The 19,891-nt window shown below is 67.8% G+C and carries 20 protein-coding genes; 7 read left to right on the forward strand and 13 right to left on the reverse strand.

All coding sequences use genetic code 11. The features are described 5' to 3' along the window. The first annotated feature begins 84 nt into the window (after positions 1 to 84). Positions 85 to 858 carry a 3'-5' exonuclease gene (locus tag QRN27_RS16705; RefSeq protein ID WP_285043209.1) on the forward strand — a complete coding sequence of 258 codons (774 nt, stop codon included), beginning with the start codon at positions 85 to 87 and terminating at the stop codon, positions 856 to 858. Positions 859 to 930: 72 nt separating this feature from the next. Here the strand turns inward: QRN27_RS16705 and QRN27_RS16710 are convergent, their stop codons facing one another. The 3 genes from QRN27_RS16710 to glgA form a co-directional block, all read right to left on the reverse strand. Further along, on the reverse strand, positions 931 to 1,179 hold the full coding sequence (locus QRN27_RS16710) for a type B 50S ribosomal protein L31 (protein ID WP_056005588.1): 249 nt from the start codon (positions 1,177 to 1,179) through the stop codon (positions 931 to 933). Between the two features lie 157 nt (positions 1,180 to 1,336). Beyond that, entirely contained in the window at positions 1,337 to 2,149 is an 813-nt protein-coding gene (locus QRN27_RS16715; RefSeq protein ID WP_285043210.1) for an ABC transporter ATP-binding protein, read from the reverse strand. Between the two features lie 63 nt (positions 2,150 to 2,212). Next, positions 2,213 to 3,394, reverse strand: coding sequence for a glycogen synthase (gene glgA / locus QRN27_RS16720; RefSeq protein WP_285043211.1), 1,182 nt, complete (start codon positions 3,392 to 3,394; stop codon positions 2,213 to 2,215). A 45-nt stretch (positions 3,395 to 3,439) separates the two neighbouring features. On the opposite strand from glgA, the gene QRN27_RS16725 reads away from it, so the two are divergent. Further along, positions 3,440 to 4,684 carry a glucose-1-phosphate adenylyltransferase gene (locus QRN27_RS16725; RefSeq protein WP_056005597.1) on the forward strand — a complete coding sequence of 415 codons (1,245 nt, stop codon included), beginning with the start codon at positions 3,440 to 3,442 and terminating at the stop codon, positions 4,682 to 4,684. Then, positions 4,681 to 5,397 carry a phosphoserine phosphatase SerB gene (gene serB / locus QRN27_RS16730; RefSeq protein ID WP_285043212.1) on the forward strand — a complete coding sequence of 239 codons (717 nt, stop codon included), beginning with the start codon at positions 4,681 to 4,683 and terminating at the stop codon, positions 5,395 to 5,397. The genes QRN27_RS16725 and serB overlap by 4 nt, the downstream gene beginning before the upstream one ends. Before the next feature lie 32 nt (positions 5,398 to 5,429). Here the strand turns inward: serB and fabG are convergent, their stop codons facing one another. Next, positions 5,430 to 6,140, reverse strand: coding sequence for a 3-oxoacyl-ACP reductase FabG (gene fabG / locus QRN27_RS16735; RefSeq protein ID WP_285043213.1), 711 nt, complete (start codon positions 6,138 to 6,140; stop codon positions 5,430 to 5,432). 161 nt (positions 6,141 to 6,301) lie between these two features. Here fabG and QRN27_RS16740 point away from each other — a divergent pair, with 161 nt between their 5' ends. Genes QRN27_RS16740 through QRN27_RS16750 form a run of 3 tightly spaced genes read left to right on the forward strand, consistent with a single transcriptional unit; the run spans position 6,302 to position 7,676 of the window. Next, positions 6,302 to 6,610 (forward strand): DUF3099 domain-containing protein, encoded by a 309-nt coding sequence (locus QRN27_RS16740; RefSeq protein WP_194670064.1) that lies wholly within the window; start codon positions 6,302 to 6,304, stop codon positions 6,608 to 6,610. Next, positions 6,607 to 6,831, forward strand: coding sequence for a hypothetical protein (locus tag QRN27_RS16745; RefSeq protein ID WP_285043214.1), 225 nt, complete (start codon positions 6,607 to 6,609; stop codon positions 6,829 to 6,831). The genes QRN27_RS16740 and QRN27_RS16745 overlap by 4 nt, the downstream gene beginning before the upstream one ends. Further along, positions 6,828 to 7,676 carry an SURF1 family cytochrome oxidase biogenesis protein gene (locus QRN27_RS16750; protein ID WP_285043215.1) on the forward strand — a complete coding sequence of 283 codons (849 nt, stop codon included), beginning with the start codon at positions 6,828 to 6,830 and terminating at the stop codon, positions 7,674 to 7,676. The genes QRN27_RS16745 and QRN27_RS16750 overlap by 4 nt, the downstream gene beginning before the upstream one ends. Positions 7,677 to 7,742: 66 nt before the next feature. Here the strand turns inward: QRN27_RS16750 and abc-f are convergent, their stop codons facing one another. The 7 genes from abc-f to sufB all read right to left on the reverse strand — a co-directional run bounded on the left by abc-f (position 7,743) and on the right by sufB (position 14,825). Beyond that, a complete protein-coding gene (abc-f, locus tag QRN27_RS16755; protein WP_056005615.1) occupies positions 7,743 to 9,341 on the reverse strand; it encodes a ribosomal protection-like ABC-F family protein in 1,599 nt (532 codons plus the stop codon). A 130-nt stretch (positions 9,342 to 9,471) separates the two neighbouring features. Continuing rightward, the gene (locus tag QRN27_RS16760) at positions 9,472 to 10,638 is read right to left on the reverse strand and encodes a MalY/PatB family protein (RefSeq protein WP_285043216.1); all 1,167 of its coding nucleotides are present in this window, start codon (positions 10,636 to 10,638) and stop codon (positions 9,472 to 9,474) included. A 98-nt stretch (positions 10,639 to 10,736) separates the two neighbouring features. Further along, on the reverse strand, positions 10,737 to 11,066 hold the full coding sequence (locus QRN27_RS16765) for a metal-sulfur cluster assembly factor (protein WP_056005622.1): 330 nt from the start codon (positions 11,064 to 11,066) through the stop codon (positions 10,737 to 10,739). 28 nt (positions 11,067 to 11,094) lie between these two features. Then, positions 11,095 to 11,871, reverse strand: coding sequence for a Fe-S cluster assembly ATPase SufC (sufC, locus tag QRN27_RS16770; RefSeq protein WP_194670060.1), 777 nt, complete (start codon positions 11,869 to 11,871; stop codon positions 11,095 to 11,097). 4 nt (positions 11,872 to 11,875) lie between these two features. Next, positions 11,876 to 12,199: a non-heme iron oxygenase ferredoxin subunit gene (locus QRN27_RS16775; protein WP_056005628.1), complete on the reverse strand. Its 324-nt coding sequence runs from the start codon at positions 12,197 to 12,199 to the stop codon at positions 11,876 to 11,878. Beyond that, positions 12,199 to 13,407 (reverse strand): Fe-S cluster assembly protein SufD, encoded by a 1,209-nt coding sequence (gene sufD / locus QRN27_RS16780; RefSeq protein WP_285043217.1) that lies wholly within the window; start codon positions 13,405 to 13,407, stop codon positions 12,199 to 12,201. Before sufD ends, QRN27_RS16775 begins: the two co-directional genes overlap by 1 nt. Further along, entirely contained in the window at positions 13,407 to 14,825 is a 1,419-nt protein-coding gene (sufB, locus tag QRN27_RS16785) for a Fe-S cluster assembly protein SufB (protein WP_064296935.1), read from the reverse strand. Before sufB ends, sufD begins: the two co-directional genes overlap by 1 nt. Before the next feature lie 307 nt (positions 14,826 to 15,132). On the opposite strand from sufB, the gene QRN27_RS16790 reads away from it, so the two are divergent. Next, complete coding sequence (locus QRN27_RS16790; protein WP_502929544.1) at positions 15,133 to 16,104, forward strand: COX15/CtaA family protein; 972 nt, start codon at positions 15,133 to 15,135, stop codon at positions 16,102 to 16,104. A 45-nt stretch (positions 16,105 to 16,149) separates the two neighbouring features. On the opposite strand, the gene QRN27_RS16795 is transcribed toward QRN27_RS16790, so the two are convergent. Both QRN27_RS16795 and QRN27_RS16800 read right to left on the reverse strand, forming a co-directional pair. After that, positions 16,150 to 18,699, reverse strand: coding sequence for a DEAD/DEAH box helicase (locus QRN27_RS16795; protein ID WP_285043218.1), 2,550 nt, complete (start codon positions 18,697 to 18,699; stop codon positions 16,150 to 16,152). 4 nt (positions 18,700 to 18,703) lie between these two features. Continuing rightward, positions 18,704 to 19,624, reverse strand: coding sequence for a heme o synthase (locus QRN27_RS16800; protein ID WP_056005639.1), 921 nt, complete (start codon positions 19,622 to 19,624; stop codon positions 18,704 to 18,706). Between the last annotated feature and the right edge of the window lie 267 nt (positions 19,625 to 19,891).

A 19,891-nucleotide genomic window follows, 5' to 3' on the forward strand; every position in this document is an offset into this window, starting at 1 on the left:
AGACTCCGCGTTCCCGGAGGAAGGGGACCGAGCCGGCTCGGCGTGGCACGGCCCCCTGTCGGAGGTGCGTCATAGGGTGAAGGCGTGAACACGGTCGACGCGAATCCCCACTGGACGGACCGCCTCGCGGTCTTCGATCTCGAGACGACGGGGATCGAGGTGGAGACGAGTCGCATCGTGACCGCCTTCGTCGGTGTCATCGCGGCCGACGGTTCGATCGAACGGTCCTGGTCGTGGATGGCGGATCCGGGAGTCGAGATCCCCGCTCGTGCCGCCGAGATCCACGGTGTCACCACGGAACGTGCTCAGGCGGAGGGGCGGCCGTCACCGGTCGTCGTCGGTGAGATCGTCGCCACCCTGAACGAGTTGTTCGCCGCCCGCCTACCGGTGGTCGCGTACAACGCCCCGTACGACTTCTCGCTCCTGCATTTCGAGGCGGAACGCCACGGGGTACCGTCGATCACCGAACCGAGCCCCGTCGTGGACCCGTTGATCCTCGATCGTCGCCTCGACACGTTCCGGCGCGGCAAGCGGACGCTCGAGGTCGTCGCCGCGCTTCACGGTGTCCCGCTCGAGGGAGCGCACGACGCCGGTGTCGACGCGGTCGCGGCCGGACGGGTCGCTCAGGCCATCGGTCGTCGGTACGCGGACGCGCTCCCGACGAGCGTGGACGAACTGCACGAGGCGCAGCGCGCCTGGTCCCTCGAACAGGCGGAGAGTTTCCAGTCGTACATGCGCCGCGTGCGCGATCCCGAGTTCGTCGCGGACGGCGCGTGGCCGATCCGCACCGGTCGCGACGTCGCGCCGTCCGAGGCCCCCGTCATCGTCCCAGCGGATCAGCTTCCCCTCGGTATCTGAGTCGCGCGGTCCCGTCGGACGACGAAACGCCCCGATCCGAAGATCGGGGCGTTTCGTGTACAGCGGAGCGGACTACTTGCCGAAGCCCTTGAAGCGCTGGTTGAACTTCTCGACGCGGCCGGCCGAGTCCATGATGCGCTGCTTGCCCGTGTAGAACGGGTGCGACTCGGACGAGATCTCCACGTCGATCACCGGGTAGGTGACGCCGTCGAGGTCGATCGTCTTGCCGGACGAGACCGTCGAGCGCGTGAGGAACGTCGCGCCGGAGGCGAGGTCGCGGAAGACGACGGCTTCGTACGTGGGGTGGATGTCAGATTTCATCAGCAGTCCTTGTTGAGTGGATGGTGTGGGTAGTACCCGCGCTCGGAACTCCAGGCACGAGGCAGAAAGCTCTTGGCTCCGCGAGCCAAAGGTCGACTTTACCAGACTCGGCGCGCGTCTGCTCGCCGAGGGCGATCGACGCGCCGAGGTGTGGTCGTCAGGCCGGGGCGACGGCCGAGCGGCCGGCGCGTGCGGAACGGGCGTGGAAGCGTCCGTCCTCCTCGGTCAGTTCGATCGGGAGGTCGAACGTCTCGCTGAGGTGTTCCGCCGTCAGGGTCTCGGCGATGGGTCCCGCCGCGACGATGCCGCCGTCCCGGACGAGCAGCACATGGGTGAAGCCGACCGGGATCTCCTCGACGTGGTGCGTCACCATGATGATCGCCGGGGAGTCGTCCGCGCTGGCGTAGCCGCCGAGCAGTTCGACGAGTTCCTCGCGGGTGCCGAGGTCGAGGCTCGCCGCCGGCTCGTCCAGGAGGAGCAACTCGGGGTCCGTCATGATCGCGCGGGCGATCTGGACGCGCTTCTGTTCGCCGTCGCTGAGCGTGCCGAAGCGACGGTCGGCGAGGTGGTCGAGCTTCCACTCGGCGAGCACCCGCGACGCACGCTTCACGTCGATGTCCTCGTACTGCTCGACCCAGCGTCCCGTGACCGAGTAGGCGGCCGTCAGGACCACGTCGAGGACGGTCTCCTCCGGCGGCACCCGCTTCGCGAGTGCTGAGGAGGCGAACCCGATCCGGGGACGCAACTCGAAGACATCGACACGACCGAGGGTCTCGTCGAGGACCGACACCGTGCCCTTGGAGGGGTGGATGAGCGTCGCGGCCAGCTGCAGGAGCGTCGTCTTCCCGGCGCCGTTCGGGCCGAGGACGATCCATCGCTGGTCGCCCGTCACCGTCCAGTCGACACCGTCGAGGATGGGGTTGAGATTGCGGACCACGGACACATCGGAGAACTGCAACACGCTCGGCATGGTCCTAGCCTATCCGGACCCGGTCCCCGCACGTCGCCCTCCAGGACGTACCCATGGAGGGCGTCAGACGAGGCTGCGGTACAGCTCCGCCGTCTGGGAGGCGATGCGCGACCAGCTGAAGTCGGACTCCGCACGGCGGCGACCCGCGGCGCCGTACGCCCTCGCCTGCGCCGGATCCTGGACGACCTCCGTGAGGGTGGCGGCGAGGTCGGCGACGAAGCGCTCGGGGTCGAGGGGGGTCCCGGTGCCGTCGGACGCCTGCGCGAGCGGGACGATCCGGCCCGTGACGCCGTCCTGGACGACCTCCGGGATGCCTCCGGTCCCGGTACCGACCACCGCGGCCCCGCAGGCCATGGCCTCGAGGTTCACGATGCCGAGCGGCTCGTAGATCGACGGGCACACGAAGGTGGTGGCGGCGGTGAGCACGGTGCAGAGCTCGTGGCGCGGGAGCAGTCGCTCGATCCAGACGACGCCGGTGCGCTCCTGCTGCAACTCCTCGACGAGCGCCTTGACCTCGGCGAGGATCTCCGGGGTGTCGGGAGCGCCGGCGCACAGGATGAGCTGGACGTCCGGCGGCAGCAGTCGGGCCGCGCGGAGCAGGTACGGCAGACCCTTCTGACGGGTGATCCGGCCGACGAAGACGACGGACGGACGGGACGGGTCGATCCCCAGGGAGCGCAGCAGGTCGTCGTCGACCCGGGGCTGCCAATCGGTGAGGTCGATGCCGTTGTAGATCACCTGGACCTTGGCCGGATCGAGGCTCGGGTAGGACCGCAGGATGTCCCGACGCATGCCGTCACTGACCGCGACGACGGCCGCGGCACCTTCGTAGGCGGACTGCTCGATCCAGCTCGACACGCGGTACCCGCCACCGAGCTGCTCTGCCTTCCACGGCCGCAGCGGCTCCAGGCTGTGCGCCGTGACGACGTGCGGGATGCCGTGCAGCAGGGAGGCGAGATGCCCGGCTCCGTTCGCGTACCAGGTGTGCGAGTGCACGAGGTCGGCCCCCGCGACGTCCTGGGCGATGAGGAGGTCCGTCCCGAGGGTGGTGAGCGCTCCGTTGGCGCCCTGGAGTTCGGCGGGTACACCGTAGGCGACCGTGTCGGCCTCATCGCGAGGGGCGCCGAAGCACCGGACCGTCACGTCGATGTCGCTGCGGAGGGATTTCACCAACTCCGCGACGTGGACACCTGCTCCGCCGTAGATCTCCGGCGGGTACTCCTTTGTCACAAGATCAACTCGCATGTCTAGACGCTAGTACAGGTCTCCTCCGGCATCTATTCTGAAGCCATGGCCGCCTCAAAGAAGATTTTCGGAATCGTCCTCGCTGGTGGGGAAGGGAAGCGGTTGATGCCGCTGACCGCGGACCGCGCGAAACCGGCCGTACCGTTCGGCGGGCAGTACCGTCTGATCGACTTCGCGTTGTCCAACCTCATCAACTCGGGACTCACCCAGATCGTCGTCCTCACCCAGTACAAGTCCCACAGCCTCGACCGCCACGTCTCGCAGACGTGGCGTCTCTCCGGGCTGCTCGACTCCTATGTCGCATCCGTGCCGGCGCAGCAGCGCCTCGGCAAGCGTTGGTTCAGCGGTTCCGCCGACGCGATCCTGCAGAGCCTCAACCTGATCCGCGACGAGAAGCCCGACATCGTCGTGGTCGTCGGCGCGGACCACGTGTACCGCATGGACTTCGCGCAGATGATCGAAGCGCACATCCAGTCCGGGAAAAAGGCCACCGTGGCCGCGATCCGTCAGCCGATCTCCCTCTCGGACCAGTTCGGTGTCATCGACGTGGACGCGGACGACCCCACGACGATCGCGCGCTTCCTCGAGAAGCCCCTCGACGCACCCGGCCTGCCGGACTCCCCCGGCGAAGTCCTCGCCTCCATGGGCAACTACGTGTTCGACGCGGACGCTCTCATGCAGGCGGTCATCGACGACGGCGAGGTGACGAGTTCGAACCACGACATGGGTGGCGACATCGTCCCGTACTTCGTCGACCGTGGAGAAGCCGGCGTGTACGACCTCCAGCGGAACGACGTGCCGGGGTCCACCGATCGCGACCGCTACTACTGGCGCGACGTCGGGACGATCGAGTCGTTCTACGAGGCGCACCAGGACCTCATCTCGACGCTCCCGATCTTCAACCTCTACAACCGCGACTGGCCGATCTTCAGTTCGCAGTTGAACTCGCCGCCGGCCAAGTTCGTGCGGGACGCGAAGGGCAACCTCGGCCAGACCATCGACTCGATCGTCTCGCTCGGGTCACTGCTGTCCGGCGCGCACATCGAGCGCAGTGTCCTCGGGCCCTGGGCGCTCGTGGAGTCGGGCGCCCACGTCTCGGACTCCGTCGTGTTCGACAAGGTCCACATCGAACCGGACGCCGTCGTCAAGCGGGCTATCCTGGACAAGGATGTGGTGGTCACCTCCGGCGCGAGCGTCGGCGTCGACCACGACCGGGACCGCGCTCGCGGATTCACCGTCACCGAGTCCGGTCTCACCGTGGTTGGCAAGGGAGTACGCGTCGTTCCATGAGTACCGAGCGTTCGGCAGTGGCGGATCCCGAGGCAGCACTCCCCCCACAGGCCGGACGAGGCGTCCGGTTCCTCGCGGTCCTGGACGCCGACTCGACGCTCATCGAGAACGAGGTGATCGAACTCCTCGCTGAGGAGGTCGGCAGTCTTCCCGAGGTCGCCGAGATCACGGAGCGGGCGATGCGAGGCGAGCTCGACTTCGCCGACAGCCTTCGGGCGCGGGTGGCGACGCTCGCCGGCCTGCCGGTGGACCGCATTCCGGTGATCGCCCGGCGGATCCGCACCACGCGCGGGCTCGAGCGGCTCATCGACGGGCTGCACGCCCACGGATCGACCATCGGCGTCGTCTCCGGCGGCTTCCACGAACTCCTCGATCCGCTCGCAGCGGCCCTCGGCCTCGACCATGTGCGGGCGAATCGGCTCGAGACGGCAGACGGTCGACTGACCGGCGGGCTCAGTGGGCCGATCATCGACGCAGCGGCCAAGGCGGATGCGTTGCAGGAGTGGGCCGCCCTCGACGACGTGCCGCTGGTTCGGACCATCGCGGTCGGCGACGGCGCCAACGATCTCGCCATGATGGAGGTCGCCGGCCTCTCGGTCGCCTTCAACGCGAAGCCGATCGTGCGTCGGCACGCGGACGTCGTCGCAGGAAGGGTCGACCTCGGCGACGTCCTGCCGCTCCTCGGCCTCGAGAGCGGGCCTCAGCGCCGCTGAGCCGACCCCGGCGCGAACGTGCACTCAGCGGGTCAGTGCCCCATGCCGAGGCCGCCGTCGACCGGGATGACCGCCCCGGAGATGTAGCCGGCGTCATCGCCGGCGATCCACGTGACGACCTTCGCGACCTCGTTCGCACTGGCGAACCGGGCGGCGGGGATGCTCTTCTTGTACTCGGACTGCGTCTCGGCCGGCAGCTCGGCGGTCATGTCCGTCTCGATGAACCCCGGCGCGACGACGTTCGCCGTGATCCCGCGTGCTCCGAGCTCGCGGGTGATCGAACGCGCCATGCCGATGAGGCCGCTCTTCGAGGCGGCGTAGTTGACCTGGCCGGCGGAACCGTAGAGGCCCACGACGCTCGAGATGAGCACGATGCGCCCGAACCGCGCCTTCAGCATGCCTTTCGACGCTCGCTTGACGACCCGGAACGAACCACCCAGGTTCGTGTCGACCACTCGGTCGAAGTCGTCCTCGGTCATCCGCATGAGCAGGGTGTCCTTGGTGATGCCCGCGTTGGCCACGAGCACCTCGACCGGACCGAGCTGGGCTTCGATCTCCGTGAACGCCGCGTCCACCGAGGCGGCGTCCGTGACGTCCGCGCGGACCGTCAGCGTGCCGGCGGGTCCCTCGCCCGACCGCGCGGTCACGGCCACCCGGTGACCCTGCGCGACGAACTCCTCGGCGATGGCGAAGCCGATCCCCCGGTTGCCTCCGGTGACGAGGACGGTGCGTGGTGCGGTCATGGTCGATTCCTCTCCTTCGGCGGGACGGACCGATTCGAGCGGCGGCCGTCGAGGTCCGTGGCGCTCCGGCCGCGGACCCGTACCAGCATATGGCGGTCTCCGGTTCCTCCCGGTCACTTCAGGGCATCGAGCGCCCGTCGAGAGCGTAGGCTGAGAGAGGCATGAAGCAGCAGAGCATCACCTCACTCCCACCGGCGCCCGAACAGGAGCGCCGGCAGCGGCTCATCAAGTACTCGATCACCATGGGTGTCCGGTTGCTTTGCCTCGCCGCGCTCCCGTTCGTGCAGGGCGGTTGGATGTTCGTGGTCGCAGCCGGCGCCATCTTCCTCCCCTACATCGCCGTGATCATCGCGAACGCCGGGTCGCTGCCCTCGCAGGGCGCCATCGAGCGCCCAAGCGGTGTCGTGGTGTCCCAGCGGCCGACCATCGTCGACGACTCCGTCCCTCCCCGCCCGGCCGACCAGGCATGATCGGGTTCGGAGCCGAGCCGGACGGGGTGATCTGTTCTCGTGCCGGGTGCCGTGCCGCGGCGGAATGGCGGATCGAGTGGCGGAATCCGAAGATCCACACCGGAGACCGCGTGAAGACCTGGACCGCCTGCGAGGAGCACGTGGACTTCCTGGAGGCCTTCCTCGAGGCCCGCTCCTTCCCGCTCGAGCGGATGCGTCTCGCCCCGGCGGTGGGGTCATGAGCGCCGGATGGCGGTTCGCCTTCAGCCGTCGTTGGCTCGGGTACCTCGGCGTCGCCATCGTCTTCGCGATCGTCTGCGTCCTCCTCTCCAACTGGCAGCTGGCGCGGGCGAGCGAGAAGGAGGAGGAGGTGCAGCGGATCGCGACCAACTGGGACGCGACCCCGATCCCCCTCGATGAGGCACTCCCATCGCTCGACTCCTTCAGTGTGGCCGACGAATGGCACCCGGTGTCGATGAGCGGCACCTACCTGACGGACGAACAGTTGCTCGTCCGCAACCGTCCCAGGAACAACCAGGCGGGGTTCGACGTCCTCACCCCGCTGCGCTTGGCGAACGGCGACGTCTTCATCGTCGATCGCGGCTGGGTCCCGGCGGGCGACACGCTGGACGCACCGGAGTCGGTCCCCGCTCCTCCATCCGGAGAGGTGTCGGTCGTCGTCCGGATCCGGCCGGGCGAGCCGACGCTCCCGGGCCGCGGCGCCGCCGACGGCCAGGTGGCGACGATCAACCTCCCGCAGATCGCCGAACTCCGCGGGGAGACGGTCTACACGGGCGCCTACGGGATGCTGCTCTCGGAGCGCCCGGCACCTGCGGAGGCTGCGCCTCTCGGCCCGATCAAACCCGAGCCGAACGAGGGCATGCACCTGTCGTATGCGCTGCAGTGGGTGGTGTTCGCGCTGATGGGCTTCCTGTTCCTCGCCTACGCGATCCGCCAGGAGTACCGCATCCTGAACTCCGACGACCCGAAGGAACAGCGGCGGGCGGCTGCACGCGCCGAGCGCCTCGCCAACAAGGCCCGGTCCGACGCCGACATCGAGGACGAGATCCTCGAGTCGCGTCACTGACCCACGCGTCCCGACGGATGCGCCGCAAGGCGGTGCCGGGCCCGTGAGGTACACGGGCCCAGCGCGTCAGGCCAGGCTGACGAGGTCCTGGTAGTCCTTGTTCCAGTGGTCCTCGACGCCGTCGGGGAGGATCAGGACCCGTTCCGGGTTCAGCGCCTCGACTGCGCCCTCGTCGTGGCTGACGAGCACGACCGCTCCCTCGTAGTGGGCGAGCGCGTCGAGGATCTCCAGCCGGCTGGCCGGGTCGAGGTTGTTCGTCGGTTCGTCGAGCAGGAGCATGTTCGCTCCTGAGACGACGATCATCGCGAGGGCGAGTCGCGTCTTCTCGCCACCGGAGAGCACCCCGGCGAGCTTGTTGGAGTCGTCGCCGGTGAACAGGAACGAACCGAGCACCTTGCGGGCTTCCATCTCGGTGATGTTCGGCGAGGAGGAGACCATGTTCTCCAGAACGCTGCGCTTGACGTCGATCGTCTCGTGCTCCTGGGCGTAGTAGCCGATCCGCAGTCCGTGACCGGGCTCGAGCTGACCGGTGTCGGGCTGGTCCACGCCGGCCAGGATCCGCAGCAGCGTGGTCTTGCCCGCACCGTTGAACCCGAGGATGACGACCTTCGACCCGCGGTCGATCGCGAGATCGACAGCCGTGAAGATCTCGAGTGATCCGTAGCTCTTCGACAGGTTGCTCGCCATGAGCGGCGTGCGGCCGCAGGGGGCCGGGGTCGGGAACCGCAGCTTCGCGACGCGATCCTGGGCGCGGACCTCCTCGAGGCCGGAGAGCATCCGCTCAGCGCGTGCGACCATCTGGTGCGCCGCGGCCGCCTTGCTGGCCTTCGCGCCGAACTTGGCCGCCTGGAGCTGGAGCGCGGTCGCCTTCTTCTCGACGTTGGTGCGCTCCTTCTTCCGGCGCTCCTCGTCGGCCTCGCGCTGCCGCTGGTAGTTCTTCCAGTTCATGTTGTAGATGTCGATGACCGTGCGGTTCGCATCGAGGTAGAAGACCCGGTTGACCGTCTCCCCCACGAGCTCGATGTCGTGCGAGATCACGATGAACCCGCCCTTGTACTGCTTGAGGAACTCCCGCAGCCAGACGACCGAGTCGGCGTCGAGGTGGTTGGTCGGCTCGTCGAGGATGAGCGTCTCGGCGTCGGAGAAGAGGATGCGCGCGAGCTCGATGCGGCGACGCTGGCCACCGGAGAGCGTCTTGAGCTGCTGGTCGAGGATTCGGTCGGGCAGGTTCAGGTTCGACGCGATCGACGCCGCTTCGGCCTCGGCGGCGTATCCTCCGAGAGCGTTGAACCGGTCCGTGAGGTTGCCGTACTTCTTCATGGCGGCCTCGGCGACCTTCGGGTCGTCGCTCGCCATGGCCATGCTCGACTCGTGCATGCCGAGCGCAAGCTGGCCGAGGCCGCGGGCGTCGAGGATGCGGGTGCGGGCGAGGTCCTCAGGGTTGCCGGAACGTGGATCCTGCGGGAGGTAGCCGATCTCCCCGCCACGATCGATCTTGCCGTTGGTCGGCAGGGTCTCCCCGGCCAGGGTCTTGGTCAGGGTGGTCTTCCCGGCGCCGTTGCGGCCGACGAGGCCGATCTTGTCGCCGGCGGACACACGGAAGTTCACGTGCTCCATGAGCACGCGTGCCCCCACGCGGATCTCGAGGTCGTGCACACTCAGCACAGGCATGGTCCATTTCTCCAGGTGCGTTTCGACAACGCGAGGGGTGGGGGTCAACTTCTCAGTATAAATCGTGAAATCGATGCTCGGCACCGCGGCTGTCGCGCGAGCGCGTGCGGGCGCCCGTTCGGACTCAGCGCAGTGCCGCGATCCGTCGGACGGCCTCGCTCAACAACTCCGGTGAGCAGGCGAGGTTCAACCGAGCGTGACCGGTGCCGGAGGGACCGAACGGCGCTCCTTCCTGCAGGGCGACCTTCGCCGCCCGCAGGATGTGACGGGCGGGCGGTTCCGACCAGCCGAGGGCGGAGCAGTCGAGCCAGGCCAGGTAGCCGGCGGCGGGCATGCGGTAACCGATCTCCGGGAGCTGGGCGCTCAGGAGGTCACCCAGCAGGCGTCGATTCCCATCGATGAGACCCAGAAGGCCGTCGAGCCACGGTTCCCCGGATTCGAACGCGGCGATCGAGGCCAGCACACCGAACTGTCCGGTCCGCCAGAAGACCTCGACGGGCATGCCGGCGATCACGCTCCGCGGACCGGCACCAGCCGTGACCATGACCGCGCACTTCAGTCCTGCCAGATTCCAGGCCTTGCTCGCCGACAGGACGGCGTATCCGTGCGCAGCGGCCTCCTCGGAGACGCTCAGGTAGGGGACGAACCGCTCGCCGGGTTGCGTGAGTGGCGCGTGGATCTCATCGCTCACCACCACGACCCCGTAGCGGGTGGCGAGTGAGGCGACGGCGCGGAGTTCCTCGACGGTGTGAGGCCGCCCGATCGGGTTGTGCGGATTGCAGAGCAGGAAGGCCTTCACGCCGTCGCGGAACGCGGTCTCCAGCGCGTCGAGATCGAGGCGGAGCCCGCCGGCCGGGTCGTCCGGACGACTCGAACCACGCAACGGTACGTCGGCGACGACCCCACCGGCCTCGGTGACGAGGTCGAAGAAGGGCGGGTAGACCGGGGACGTGACGACGACCCGTTCCCCGGGGGTGATGACGCGACGGAGGATCTCAACGATGCCCATGCTGACGTCGGCGGTCGTGAAGACGGATCCGGGGTCCACCTCCCACCCCCAGCGTCGAGACGCGAAGTCCGCGAACGCCTCGGGAAGTCGCGAGCGGCTCGCCACGTATCCGGCGTCCCCGCGATCGATCGCAGCGTGGAGCGCTGTGCGGATCACCGGCGCGAGCGGGACGTCCATCTCCGCGACGAACATCGGCAGGACGTCGTCCGGGTACTCGGACCACTTCTCGCTCGTCCGGGTGCGCAGCAGGTCGAGGGGGTCGGCGGAAACGGTCTCGGTCATGCCTCGACCCTATCCGCGGCCGGCGGGTCGGGCACAACCAGCGTGAACGACGACGACGGACGACTGGAACACAGCCGTCCGTCGTCGTGGAGGATCGATCAGATCGAGAAGCCGAGGGCTCGCATCATGTCGCGGCCGTCGTCCGTGATCCGCTCGGGACCCCACGGCGGCATCCAGACCCAGTTGATGCGGAACGCGTCGACGATCCCGTCGAGCGCTTGACCGGTCTGTTCCTCCAGCACGTCCGTGAGCGGACAGCCGGCGGAGGTCAGGGTCATGTGGATGATGAGGGCGTCGTTCTCGTCATCCCAACCGAGGTCGTAGATGAGACCGAGGTCGACCACGTTCACCCCGAGCTCGGGGTCCATGACGTCCTTGAGTGCTTCTTCGACCTCGTCGAATCGTTGCGGACTGAGCGTTGTTACCATGTCGTTATCTTAGACCGCCTTCGCGGACTCAGGCGCCTTCCGAGGCCACGACGGCGTCGACGAGGAAGCGGTCGTACCCTTCGTTCTCGAGTCGGTCTGCGAGCTCGGGACCGCCCTGTTCGGCGATCTTCCCGGCGACGAAGACGTGCACGAAGTCCGGCTTGATGTAGCGCAGGATGCGCGTGTAGTGGGTGATGAGCAACACGCCGAGGCCGGTGTTCTCCTTGGCGCGGTTGACGCCCTCGGAGACGATCTTGAGCGCGTCGACGTCGAGACCGGAGTCGGTCTCGTCGAGGACGGCGAACTGCGGCTTGAGCAGCTCGAGCTGCAGGATCTCGTGGCGCTTCTTCTCGCCGCCCGAGAAGCCCTCGTTCACGTTCCGCTCGGCGAAGGCCGGCTCCATACGCAGGTTGCTCATCGACTCGCGGACGTCCTTGATCCAGCCACGGATGGCCGGTGCCTCGCCGTCGACCGCGGTCTTCGCGGTGCGGAGGAAGTTGGTGACCGTGACACCGGGGATCTCGACCGGGTACTGCATGGCCAGGAAGAGTCCGGCGCGGGCACGCTCGTCGACGCTCATCGCGAGGACGTCCTCGCCGTCGAGCGTGATCGAGCCGCTGTCGACGGTGTACTTCGGGTGACCGGCGATCGTGTACGCGAGCGTCGACTTGCCCGAGCCGTTCGGGCCCATGATGGCGTGCGTCTCGCCCTTGCGGATGGTGAGGTCGACACCACGCAGGATCGGCTTCGTGCCCTGTTCGGTTTCGACGCTGACGTGCAGGTCGCGGATTTCGAGGACTGACATGGTGCTAGATCTCTTTCGTTGCGGTCGGGTCGATGTAGATGTCGCCGTCGATGAGCTCGACGGTGTAGACGGGGACCGGCTCGTAGGCCGGGAGGGTCAACGGCTTGCCCGTGGTGAGCGAGAACTGCGAACCGTGCGCCCAGCATTCGAGGTTGCCGTCTTCGACGAAGCCTTCGGACAGCGAGATGTCGCCGTGGGTGCAGACATCCCCGATGGCGAACACGTCGTCAGACGCGTCCCGGACGAGGGCGATCGGCACACCGTCCACCACGACCCGCTTGGCCTGGTTCACGGCGAGCTCGTCGAACGAGCACACCTTCGTCGCCATCAGCGCTGCGCTCCGCCGTCGTCCTGTCCGTCGGCGCCCAACAGCTCTGCTTCGATGGCCGCCGAGAGGCGCTCCTGCAGTTCGGCGTCGCCGATCTGCTGGATGATCTCGACGAGGAACCCGCGGACGACGAGTCGCCGTGCTTCGTCCTCGGGGATGCCTCGCGCCTGCAGGTAGAAGAGCTGCTCGTCGTCGAAGCGTCCGGTCGCGCTCGCGTGGCCGGCTCCGGCGATGTCACCGGTCTCGATCTCGAGGTTCGGAACGGAGTCGGCACGAGTGCCGTCCGAGAGGACCAGGTTGCGGTTCTGCTCGTAGCTGTCCGTTGCGACGGCACGGTTGCTGATGAGGACGTCGCCGATCCAGACGGACCGGGCACCCTCACCCTGCAAGGCACCCTTGTAGGTCACGCGGCCCCGGGTGTTCGGAGCGTCGTGGTGCATGTACACCTGCTGCTCGAGGTGCTGGCCGGCGTCCGAGAAGTAGACGCCCAGTGAGTCGAGATCGGAGCCCTGACCGGAGAGGTGCAGCGTGGGGTTCACCCGGACGACCTTGCCGCCGAGCGACACGACGACGTGCTTGAGGTGCGCGTCGCGGCCGATGGAGGCGAAGTGGCTCGCCAGGTGCACGGCTTCGTCGTCCCACCACTGCACCGAGACGACGGTCACGTCCGCCTGCTCGCCGACGACGATCTCCACGTTCTCGGTGAGGCGTGCGTCGCCGGAGTTCTCGATGATGATCAGGCCGCGGCTGAACGGTGCTGCCGTGATGACCGTGTGCGCGGCGCGAGGGCCACCGCCGAGCGCGCTGCGCTCGATGCGGAGGGTCTTGGGTTCCTCACCGGTGACCGAGATCGCGAGCGCCTGCTCGAAACTCGACCAGGCGTTCGCCGATGCGCGCTCCTCCGGGACGCCCGCCGATCCGACGCGTGCGTCGTCACGGCCGATCCACTCGATGCCGAAGCCGTCGACGTCGTCGTGCTGGACCGGGGTGGGCGAGCCGTCGAGCTCCCCCGCGGTGAGGTCGGTGAACGTCGCGACCGGGCTGAGCTTCCAGACCGCCTCGCGTCCCGTCACCGCTGGGAAGTCGGCCACATCGTAGGAGCTGAAGCGCTCCGATCGGGTCTGCACCGGGATGACGCGTCCTGCGCCGTCGCTGTGTGCCGTGATGCCGTGCTGTCCTTCGGTCTGAGTCGGTGCTGCAGTCGTCATTAACCGACGGATCCTTCCATGCCCATCTCGATGAGCTTGTTGAGTTCGAGTGCGTACTCCATGGGCAGCTCGCGGGCGATCGGCTCGATGAAGCCGCGGACGATCATGGCCATGGCCTCGTCCTCCGGCATGCCGCGGCTCATCAGGTAGAAGAGCTGCTCTTCACTGACCTTCGACACCGTCGCCTCGTGTCCGAGCTGGACGTCGTCCACGCGGATGTCGATCGCCGGGTAGGTGTCGCTCCGGGAGATGGTGTCGACGAGGAGCGCGTCGCAACGCACGGTGTTGGCCGAGTGGTGGGCGTTGGCGTCGACCCGGACCTCGCCGCGGTAGCCGGCGCGGCCGCCACCACGGGCGATCGACTTCGAGACGATCGACGACTGCGTGTACGGAGCCATGTGGATCATCTTGGCGCCCGCGTCCTGGTGCTGGCCGGGGCCGGCGAACGCGACGGAGAGGGTCTCGCCCTTGGCGTGCTCACCCATGAGGTAGATGGACGGGTACTTCATCGTGACCTTGGATCCGATGTTGCCGTCGATCCACTCCATGGTCGCGCCCTCGGCGGCCGTGGCGCGCTTCGTGACCAGGTTGTAGACGTTGTTCGACCAGTTCTGGATGGTCGTGTACCGGACGCGCGCGTTCTTCTTGACGATGATCTCGACGACCGCGGAGTGCAGCGAGTCCGACTTGTAGATCGGCGCGGTGCATCCTTCGATGTAGTGCACGTAGCTGCCCTCGTCGGCGATGATCAGCGTCCGCTCGAACTGGCCCATGTTCTCCGTGTTGATGCGGAAGTAGGCCTGCAGCGGGATCTCGACGTGCACGCCGGGCGGCACGTAGACGAAGGAGCCACCGGACCACACGGCCGTGTTCAGCGCCGCGAACTTGTTGTCGCCCGACGGGATGACCGTGCCGAAGTACTCCTCGAAGAACTCGGGGTGCTCGCGCAACGCGGTGTCGGTGTCCATGAAGATCACACCCTGCGCTTCGAGTTCCTCGTTGATCTGGTGGTAGACCACCTCGGACTCGTACTGTGCTGCGACGCCGGAGACGAGGCGCTGGCGCTCGGCCTCGGGGATGCCGAGCTTTTCGTAGGTGTTCTTGATGTCGTCCGGCAGGTCTTCCCAGGTCTGGGCCTGCTTCTCGGTCGAGCGGACGAAGTACTTGATGTTCTCGAAGTCGATCTCGGAGAGGTCGGCGCCCCACGTCGGCATGGGCTTGCGCTCGAACAGCTGCAGGGCCTTGAGGCGCCGCTGCAGCATCCACTCCGGTTCGCTCTTCAACGCGGAGATGTCGGCCACGACCTCGGTGGAGATGCCGCGGCGCGCTGAGGCGCCGGCGACGTCGCCGTCGTGCCATCCGAACTCGTATTGGCCGAGTCCGGCGAGCTCCGGGCGATCGATCAGGATGTCTGACATGTGTCCCTCTTTCCTCCCTGGAGACAACCACCGGATGGAGGTCGTCATTCCCTCCCGTGGGACGCGCCTGATCGGAGCGGGTTGGGGAGGGGATGTGCGGGCGGCTTCTTCGCGAACCTACAATGTTCTTGAACCATGGCGCTTCTCGCGCGCACCGTGAACCTCATAATCCTACAGCTTCCTGTGGGTTGTGGGTGAGGACGGTGCATACCGTCGCCGTGGCCACCGCGAACCGAAGGACCGACCCGTGTCAGACCACTCCAAGACCGCCAGTCGCGCGACGCCGCCGCGCAGCCTCCCTGAGCGGGTGCGCGCCACGCGGTTCTGGCAGTGGTTGCCGACGACGATCGACAAACGGGTCCGGGTCGTCGCCTGGCTCTCGTTCGCCTTCCAGCTCGTCCTCATCGCCACCGGCGGTGCCGTCCGGTTGACCGCCTCCGGCCTCGGTTGCCCCACCTGGCCGCGCTGCACGGACGACTCGTTCGTGAACACGCCGGAGATGGGGATCCACGGGATCATCGAGTTCGGCAACCGTCTGCTGACCTTCGTCCTGGCGATCATCGTGATCGCCGCGTTCCTCGCGGTCCTCCGCATGCGTCGGCAGCGGCCGGACCTCTTCCGCCTGACCCTGCTCCAGGGGCTGTCCATCCCGGCACAGGCCGTCCTCGGCGGTATCACCGTGCTCACCGGCCTGAACCCGTACGTGGTGGGGTTGCACTTCGTCATCTCGATCGTCCTGGTCGCCCTCGCGACGATGCTCGTCCACCGGGTCTACCGCGGGCCCCGTGGCGCGGTGAAGGTCATGCCCGGTTGGTACCTCGGCGTCGTCCACCTCACGAGCCTGTTCGTGGCCGTCACCGTCGTCTTCGGCATCCTCACCACGGGCTCCGGCCCCCACGCCGGCGACAACTCCAAGGAGGTGCCTGCTCCCCGCAACGGCTTCGACCCCGAGTTCCTGCAGCACCTCCACAGCTGGCCCGCCTACGCGACGCTCGCGGGCACCATCGTGCTCCTCGTCGGGGCGATCGTGCTCGGTGCTCGCCGAGGTTCGCGCGGCGTGCGCACCGCCGTCTCCGCACTCCTCGCGGTCGAGGTCGTGCAGATCGTCGTCGGGCTCACTCAGGCGCGCCTCGGACTTCCCGAGGTGCTGGTCGGTCTCCACATGGTGCTCGCGGGACTCCTCGTGGCGGCGATGACCTGGGTCGTCCTGCAGCAGCGGATCCCGGTGCGGACGGCGTCGAGCGACGAGCGCCCGGTCTCCCTCAGCGCGACTCGCTGACGGCGCCGCGCCCCTGGCGTCGGCTCAGCGCGAACCTGTGACGGTTCAGAGCATCCCGACGGCGGTCACCCGGACCACGGCCGTGCCGGTCTCGTCGGAGGCGTCGAGGTCGATGACGGCGCTGATCCCCCAGTCGTGGTCACCCGCCGGGTCGGCGAACACCTGGCGCACGCGCCAGACTCCCCCGGCATCGCCGACCGGGCGTTCGTCCTCGTCGTCGACGACGAGGAGGGCAGGGCTCCGCGCCGCGGCTCCGGTCGGCAACTCGCCGTGCTCCTCGAAGTACGGGTCCATGGCGTCTGCCCAGGCATCCGCGTCGAACCCCGCTGAGGCGTCGAGCTCGCCGAGCGCGTCGTAGTGCTCGAGTGAGGCGAGCTGGACCCGGCGGAAGAGTTCGTTCCGGACCAGGACGGTGAACGCACGCCGGTTCGCGAGGACGCTGCGCGGTGTCGGCGGGAGTGCGTGGACGGTCTCGGCATGTCGTGCCGGATCCGGGTGGGACAGTTCCTCCCACTCGTCGAGCAGGCTCGAGTCGACCTGCCGGACGAGTTCACCGAGCCACTCGATGAGGTCTTGGAGCTCTTCGTCCTTGAACTCGTCGGGGACGCTCTGGCGGATCGCCCGGAAGGCGTCGGACAGGTAGCGCAGGACGAGTCCCTCGGACCTCGACAGGCTGTAGAACGACACGAACTCGCTGAAGTTGAGCGCCCGCTCGATGAAGTCACGGACGACCGCCTTCGGCCGGAGCTCGAGGTCGAGTGCCCAGGGCTGGGCGGCGGTGTAGCTCGTGAACGCCGCCTCGAGGAGCTCCGCGAGTGGTCTCGGGTGCGTGACCTGTTCGAGGAGCTCCATGCGCTGGTCGTACTCGATCCCCTCGGCCTTCATCGCCTGCACCGCCTCGCCTCTCGCGAGGTGCTGCTGGGCCATCACGATCTGACGGGGATCGTCGAGGGTCGACTCGACGACCGAGATGACGTCGAGTGCGAAGCCGGGTTCCGCCGGGTCGAGGAGCTCGAACGCGGCGAGGGCGAAGGGCGACAGAGGGGCGTTGAGGGCGAAGTTGGGTTGCAGCTCGACCGTGAGACCGATGACGACCTCACCCGTGTCGGGATCGGTGGTCTGGGTGATCACCCCGGCGGTGCGCAGCGTGCGATAGATCTCGAGCGCTCGTCTGGCGAGGGCGAATCGTCTGGCGCGCGGTTCGTGGTTGTCGAACACGAGCGAGCGGATGGTACCGAAGCTGTCGCCGCCACGGGCGATGACGCTCAGCATCATCGCGTGGGTGAGCTGCATGTGGCTCGTCAGCGTCTCCGGTTCGGCCGAGACCAGCCGCTGGAAACTGGGCTCCCCCCACGACACGAAGCCTTCGGGCGCCTTCTTGCGGATGATCTTGCGGCGCTTCTTCGGGTCGTCGCCGGCCTTCTCGATCAGTTTGAGGTTCTCGGTCTCGTGCTCGGGTGCCTGCACCACCACGGTGCCCGCGGTGTCGTACCCCGCTCGACCGGCTCTCCCGGCGATCTGGTGGAACTCCCTCGCGTTCACCTGCCGCATCTTCGTGCCGTCGTACTTCGTGAGTGCCGTGAACAGCACGGTGCGGATCGGGACGTTGATCCCGACCCCGAGCGTGTCGGTCCCGCAGATGACGCGGAGGAGCCCACGTTGCGCCAGCTGCTCCACGAGACGCCGGTACTTCGGCAGCATGCCGGCATGGTGCACGCCGATCCCGCTGCGGACGAGCCGGGACAGGGTCGTGCCGAACGCGGTGCTGAACCGGAAGTCACCGATGGCCGCGGCGATCTCGTCGCGCTGCTCTCGCGTAACGACCTTGAGGCTCGTCAGCGCCTGCGCCCGCTCGAGCGCGGCCGCCTGGGCGAAGTGCACGATGTAGACGGGCGCCTGGCCCGTGTGGAGGAGATCCTCCACCGTCTCGTGGATCGGCGTCGTCGCGTAAGAGAAGTGCAATGGCACGGGGCGTTCGACGCCCGTCACGACGGCGGTCTCGCGGCCGGTGCGGCGCTCGAGGTCGGCCGCGAGTTCGCCGACGTCTCCGAGGGTCGCGGACATCAGGATGAACTGGGTGTCCGGCAACGTGAGCAGCGGGACCTGCCAGGCCCAACCCCGATCCGGGTCGGCGTAGAAGTGGAACTCGTCCATCACGACCTGGTCGATGCCCGCATCGGTGCCATGTCGCAACGCGAGGTTGGCCACGATCTCCGCGGTGCAGCAGACGATCGGCGCGTCGGCGTTCACCGAGGAGTCACCGGTGACCATCCCGACGTTCTCCGCACCGAACATCTCGACGAGGGCGAAGAACTTCTCGCTGACGAGTGCCTTGATGGGGGCCGTGTAGTAGCTGCGTCGGCCTGAGCTCAACGCCGCGAAGTGCGCGCCGGCGGCGACGAGGCTCTTCCCGGTCCCCGTCGGCGTGGACAGGATGACGTTGGCGCCGTCGACGATGCCGATGAGCGCCTCTTCCTGGGCCGGGTAGAGGCTGAGACCGCCTGCCTCGGCCCAGGAGACGAACCGGTCGAAGACGATGTCGGGGCTCTCCCCCGTCGCAGCGATCAGCCGGCCACGTTCCGCTGCGTCAGCCACCGGGTCAGAACGGGAGCAGCGGGTCGATGCCGACGGCGAGGAACAGCAGGGTCAGGTAGGTGATCGACCCGTGGAACACGCGCATGGGCGAGACGTGCTCGTGGCGGATCGCCAGGTTGTAGAGGCGATGGGTCTCGTAGACGAACCAGCCGCCGGACAGCAGGGCGACCGCGCTGTAGAGCAAGCCCATGTCCGCTACGGGGATGAGCAGGAGCGAGCAGGCGACCGTGGCCCAGGCGTAGAGGATGACCTGCAGACCGACCTGCGCCCGTCCGCGGACGACGGCCAGCATCGGTACGCCGACCGCCTGGTAGTCGCTCCGGTACTTCATCGACAGCGGCCAGTAGTGCGGAGGCGTCCACAGGAACACGACGGCGAACAGGATGATCGGTGCCCAGGTGAGCGAACCGGTGACGGCGGCCCAACCGATGACGACGGGGAAGCAGCCGGCGATCCCGCCCCAGATGATGTTCTGCTGGGTGCGTCGCTTGAGCCACAGGGTGTAGACGAACACGTAGAAGAGGATCGCGCCGACCGACAGCGAGGCGGCCAGCCAGTTGGTGGTGGCGAGGAGCCACACCGTCGACACGACGCCGAGCGTCCAGGCGAACACGAGGGCCTCGCGCGGCGTGACCTCGCCGGTCACGAGGGGGCGCTTCTTCGTGCGGTCCATCACCGCGTCGATGTCGCGGTCGATGTAGCAGTTGAACGCTGCGGCGGAGCCGGCGCTGAGCGCGCCGCCGATCACCGTCGCGATGACGAGCCACCAGTCCGGCAGTCCGCCCTTCGCGAGGATCATGACCGGGATCGTCGTCACCAGCAGCAGTTCCATGACCCGGGGCTTGGTGAGGGCGATGTACGCCTTCGCCTTGCGTCGGAAACCGAGCCTGGGGCTCGACACACGTTCTGCTACAGCGACGTCCATTGCTCCTCTAACGTTCGGTTCACCGTGCACTGCTCGCCCGGTGCGCGGTCCGCAGACGATTCTACGACACGGGCGAGGCGCACCGTACTCCACGAGGGCGCTGCGCGCGGCTCACCGCCGACGGGCTCGTCCGCAAGCTCTATGACGCCGGAAGTCCACCCGTGTTCGCGCTGGTCGAACATCGACCGACAGCTGCGGTCTGTCGCTATGCTGGGAAGTGCTCGCCAGCCACTGCGCACGCGTGCGCCCCCTTCACCCAGTTCGAAG

The sequence above is a fragment of the Plantibacter sp. LMC-P-059a genome (genome assembly GCF_030209505.1).
In the GTDB taxonomy this organism is placed as follows: Bacteria; Actinomycetota; Actinomycetes; order Actinomycetales; family Microbacteriaceae; genus Plantibacter.

Coding starts and splice junctions, on each gene's coding strand:
- QRN27_RS16710 (WP_056005588.1), bottom strand. CDS start 1,179: ATGAAATCTGACATCCACCCCACGTACGAAGCCGTCGTCTTCCGCGAC.
- QRN27_RS16715 (WP_285043210.1), bottom strand. CDS start 2,149: ATGCCGAGCGTGTTGCAGTTCTCCGATGTGTCCGTGGTCCGCAATCTC.
- glgA (WP_285043211.1), bottom strand. CDS start 3,394: ATGCGAGTTGATCTTGTGACAAAGGAGTACCCGCCGGAGATCTACGGC.
- QRN27_RS16725 (WP_056005597.1), top strand. CDS start 3,440: ATGGCCGCCTCAAAGAAGATTTTCGGAATCGTCCTCGCTGGTGGGGAA.
- serB (WP_285043212.1), top strand. CDS start 4,681: ATGAGTACCGAGCGTTCGGCAGTGGCGGATCCCGAGGCAGCACTCCCC.
- fabG (WP_285043213.1), bottom strand. CDS start 6,140: ATGACCGCACCACGCACCGTCCTCGTCACCGGAGGCAACCGGGGGATC.
- QRN27_RS16740 (WP_194670064.1), top strand. CDS start 6,302: ATGAAGCAGCAGAGCATCACCTCACTCCCACCGGCGCCCGAACAGGAG.
- QRN27_RS16745 (WP_285043214.1), top strand. CDS start 6,607: ATGATCGGGTTCGGAGCCGAGCCGGACGGGGTGATCTGTTCTCGTGCC.
- QRN27_RS16750 (WP_285043215.1), top strand. CDS start 6,828: ATGAGCGCCGGATGGCGGTTCGCCTTCAGCCGTCGTTGGCTCGGGTAC.
- QRN27_RS16760 (WP_285043216.1), bottom strand. CDS start 10,638: ATGACCGAGACCGTTTCCGCCGACCCCCTCGACCTGCTGCGCACCCGG.
- QRN27_RS16765 (WP_056005622.1), bottom strand. CDS start 11,066: ATGGTAACAACGCTCAGTCCGCAACGATTCGACGAGGTCGAAGAAGCA.
- sufC (WP_194670060.1), bottom strand. CDS start 11,871: ATGTCAGTCCTCGAAATCCGCGACCTGCACGTCAGCGTCGAAACCGAA.
- QRN27_RS16775 (WP_056005628.1), bottom strand. CDS start 12,199: ATGGCGACGAAGGTGTGCTCGTTCGACGAGCTCGCCGTGAACCAGGCC.
- sufD (WP_285043217.1), bottom strand. CDS start 13,407: ATGACGACTGCAGCACCGACTCAGACCGAAGGACAGCACGGCATCACG.
- sufB (WP_064296935.1), bottom strand. CDS start 14,825: ATGTCAGACATCCTGATCGATCGCCCGGAGCTCGCCGGACTCGGCCAA.
- QRN27_RS16800 (WP_056005639.1), bottom strand. CDS start 19,624: ATGGACGTCGCTGTAGCAGAACGTGTGTCGAGCCCCAGGCTCGGTTTC.